Below are 4,198 nucleotides of genomic sequence, written 5' to 3' on the forward strand. Positions count from 1 at the left end.
GGGATCATTTTCCCGTACGCGCTGATCATGGCGGGCGTGGGGCTGACGGAAGGCTTGCTGACGCTGAACCTGGTAGATGAAATGACTGGCACCAAGGGCAACAGCAACCGGGAATGCGTGGCGCAGGGTACGGCCAATATCGCCAACGGGTTTTTCTTCGGGATGGGCGGCTGCCCCATGATCGCGCAGACGCTGGTGAACCTGTCGGCCGGTGCGCGGGCGCGCCTTTCGGGCATCGTGGCGGCACTGACGATCCTGTTGATCATCCTCTTCGGGGCGCCTGTCATAGAACGTTTGCCCATGGCGGCGCTCACGGGCGTGATGATCATGGTGGCGATCGGCACCTTCGAATGGGCAAGCTTCCGGATCATCAACAAAATGCCCCGGCAGGACATTTTCGTGGGGGTTCTGGTGGCCGTTATCACCATCTGGCTGCACAACCTGGCCCTGGCGGTCCTCATCGGGGTGATCATCTCCGCGCTGGTATTTGCCTGGGAAAGCGCCAAACGCATCCGCGCCCGGAAGTACACCGGCGAAAACGGGATCAGGCATTACGAAATCTACGGCCCCCTTTTCTTCGGCTCCGTAGCCGCATTTAACGAGAAGTTCGATGTGCAGGGAGATCCGGACGAAGTGATCATCGACTTCAAAGACAGCCGCGTAGCCGATATGAGCGGGATCGACGCGTTGAACAAACTGACCGAGCGATATGCCCGTGCCGGTAAAAAATTACATCTCAGGCACCTGAGCAAAGATTGCAGGCAGTTGTTGCGGAACGCGGAATCTGTGATAGAAGTCAATATCATGGAAGACCCCGGATACCGCGTTGCCACGGAAAAGTGAGGGGCGGTTAACTATACCATTCCATCTTTTTAATATCCTCGACCGACTGGCGGAGCCCGTCCGGCGAAGTTTGGGCCAGCAGCAGCAGGAGCGCTTTCTTCAGCCCCTTGTAATCCGCCGGTTTGGTCAGGAAGCCGACGGCGCCGAGGTCCTCCGCAATGGCGATGTCCTTTTTCGCGGAGGAAGTGGAGTACATGATGACGGGGATGTTGTGGTAAGCGGCCTCCGTTTTCAGTTTGGTAAGAAACTGCCACCCGTTCATGCCCGGCATGTTCACATCCAGGAAAATAATATCCGGTTGCCCTACTTCTTTCCCCTGCAATTTATTAAAGGCATCCTGCCCGTTTTCGGCTTTGTAAAACAGGATGGCGGGGTTGATTTCGGTGAGTGCTTCTTCAAATATTTCGGTATCGTCCAGGTCGTCGTCGATGAGTAGTATCGTTTTGCTCATTGTAAGTATCAGTTTGTCAGGGTTCTTTGGGATGATGCACGGGTAAAGTTATAATAAATTCCGCTCCTTCCTGGCCCCTGCTGCCGGCAGATATCGTTCCCCCGTGCCGCTCCGCGATTTTCTTGCATAACGCCAGTCCCAGGCCGGTGCCTTCGAACTTGTCGGCCGGATGCAGCCGCGCAAACGTCTCGAAGATCCTCGCGGCATATTGCTCATCGAAACCGATGCCGTTGTCAGAAACGGAGATCCGGGCATGAGCCGTGCTCCCGATCGTTTGTTCACTGCAGGTAATGGTGATAACCGGCGCATGGTCGGGCCGGGAAAATTTCAGCGCATTCTGGATGATGTTATAGAATAACTGGTGCAGGAGGATGGCCGCGCCGTCGATCACGGGCAGGTCATCACAGCGGATCACCGCGCCTTTCTGCTGGATCGGCAATTCCAGGTCGGATTGTATATGGGTGATCAGATCGTTCAGGTTGACGGGCGAGTAGGCCTGTTCCGATGCGCTGATGGCGGAATAGCGGAGTATCCCTTCAATCACCGAAAGCATCCTGTCTGCCGCCGTCAGCACTTTCCTGACGTACGTTTGCCCCTTTTCCGGCACGTCGCCGGCGTATTCATCCCACAATCTTTTCCCGAACGTTTTGATTTTGCGCACGGGTTCTTTCAGATCATGACTGGCCACATGTGCGAAATGCATCAGGTCTTCATTCGAGCGTTGCAGTTCCCGCGTACGTTTTTCCACGGTGGATTCGAGCTTTTCCGCGAAGCGCTTCCGCTCTTCGGCCAGCTGGCGGAGATGCTGCTCGCTTTCCGCAATCGTTTTGCGGGCCTGCACCTTATCGGTCACTTCATGCGCGTACAACATCACATCCGTTACATGACCTTCTTCGTTTTTGAGGGGATGAAGGATGTAATCATAATAGCCGGTGGTGTTTTCGCCGTTATTCCGGACGGTGGTTGTCGGCAATTCGTTGGCGGTGAAAGGTTTTCCGCTGGCATAAACGTTCTCCAGGAGAGAAAGTATTTCCTGCCCTTCGATTTCCGGCCAGATCTGGCGGATGGAATGACCAAGGATTTCATCTTCCGGCTTGCCGGCCAGTGCCAGAAACTTCGAATTGGCGAGCGTATAGATATGCGCGGGCCCGTGCAGCACGGCGATGGCGGCCGGCGCCTGCATGAGGAAGCTGTTGAGCAACCTCGCTGTTTGCTTGCGGTACTGCGCGGTTTTGATGTGCGCATCCACTTTCGCCACCACTTCCCTGGCGGAAAAAGGTTTGATCAGGTAGTCGTCGGCTCCCGTCGCCAGCCCCTCGATCTTCGCTTCTTCACCTGCCCGGGCAGACAGGAAGATGACCGGTACGTCGCTGGTTTTGGGATGATGGCGCAGTTTCTTCAGCAATCCCATCCCGTCGAGCTTCGGCATCATGATATCGGTGAGCAGCAGGTCCGGCGGTTGATGGATGGCCTGCCGGAATGCATCCTCGCCGTCGATGGCGGCTTCTACGACAAATTGCTGGGACAGCAGGCGGGTGAGGTATTCCCGCATGTCGGCATTATCGTCGGCCAGCAGTACGCGATGACGGGCGTCGCGGGGTGATGCCGCGGGGGATATTTCTTGTCCGGGGATGATGGGCGCTTCCGTGCCGGGGAGCCACTTCAGGGCTTCGGATACGAAAGCGGCGGCGTTTTGCGCCACTGCCGGCGCCGTCTCGGATGCCACGATCCTGTCGGCCGGCAGGTGCGCGCTGCCGGTAGGCAACGTGATGGTAAACACCGAACCTTCTCCCGGCCGGCTCTCCGCGCGGATGCTTCCATGATGGAGTTTGACGAGCTCTTTCACCATGGCGAGCCCGATGCCGGTGCCTTCCATGCTCCTGCCGCCGGTATTTTCGATCCGGTGGAAGCGTTCGAATATTTTTTCGAGCTGGTCCGCCGCGATACCGATGCCGTTATCAGCCACAGATACGAGGACCTGCCCGTTTTCGGATCGGATGTCGAGCACGATGCTGCCGCGGTCGCTGTATTTGACGGCGTTGGACACCAGGTTGAGGATGATTTTTTCCCATAAATCCACATCCACATACACTTCCCTATCGATCTTTTCCTGGCGGACCTCCAGCTGCATGCCTGCCTTTTCGATAGCGGAACGGAATACGCTGGCCAGGTTGGCGGTCAGGGCGCCGATATCCACCCGGGTGAATTTCCCTTCCAGCCGGCCCGCTTCGATCCGGGAGAATTCCAGCAGGGTGTTGACAAGCTTCTGCATCCGTAATACGTTGCGGAAGGCAAGTTCCATCCGCGACCGGATGGGCGCGGGCGTCTGCGGATCGTTGAGCGTTTCTTCCACGGGCGCCAGCAACAGGGTGAGCGGCGTGCGGAATTCGTGGCTGATGTTGGAGAAGAAGATCGTTTTCGCGCTGTCGATCTCCGCCAGCGCCGCGGCTCTTTTCCTTTCCTGTTCCAGGGCGTGCACATTGGCGAAGCTGGTCGACACTTTATCGGCGATCATGTTGAAGAAGCCTAGATATTTCTCGTTGAGAAGGCGGTAGGGGTTCTTGCCCAGCACGAGAAAGCCATAAGGCTCCTGTGCGCCGGATTGCAGCAACGGCAAAACGACCGCCTTATTTCCGGCGATGGTCCAGGCGCCATTGGGCAGGCCGGCAAACAAGCCGGGCTCGCCGTCTATCACCTGGAGCCTGCGCTGCTCCATGGCTGTTTTGAAATGCCGCGCCAGGGGATGGTCTTCCTCCGGGTCAATGGCGTCGGGTAGTGCCGTGGTTTGCGGCTCGGGGTACGATTGCATCACGGCTTTGCTGCCCTCGTACAGGTAAAAAAACGCGAACGGGAAATCGTGCGGGTTTTCCCGGCGGGTGGCCATGGTTTTGGGGATCACTTCTT

The 4,198-nt window shown here is 57.2% G+C and carries 3 protein-coding genes; 1 reads left to right on the forward strand and 2 read right to left on the reverse strand.

The window, feature by feature from the left end; genetic code table 11:
• Positions 1 to 843, forward strand: an 843-nt coding sequence (locus tag Q0510_RS19975; protein ID WP_298715636.1) for a SulP family inorganic anion transporter, incomplete at its 5' end; no start/stop codon positions are given.
• Between the two features lie 7 nt (positions 844 to 850).
• On the opposite strand, the gene Q0510_RS19980 is transcribed toward Q0510_RS19975, so the two are convergent.
• A complete protein-coding gene (locus Q0510_RS19980) occupies positions 851 to 1,294 on the reverse strand; it encodes a response regulator (RefSeq protein ID WP_298715638.1) in 444 nt (147 codons plus the stop codon).
• A 16-nt stretch (positions 1,295 to 1,310) separates the two neighbouring features.
• A partial coding sequence (locus Q0510_RS19985; RefSeq protein WP_298715640.1) for an ATP-binding protein occupies positions 1,311 to 4,198 on the reverse strand: 2,888 nt, incomplete at its 5' end.

Origin of the sequence: uncultured Chitinophaga sp. (assembly GCF_937874145.1) — a bacterium.
In the GTDB taxonomy this organism is placed as follows: Bacteria; Bacteroidota; Bacteroidia; order Chitinophagales; family Chitinophagaceae; genus Chitinophaga.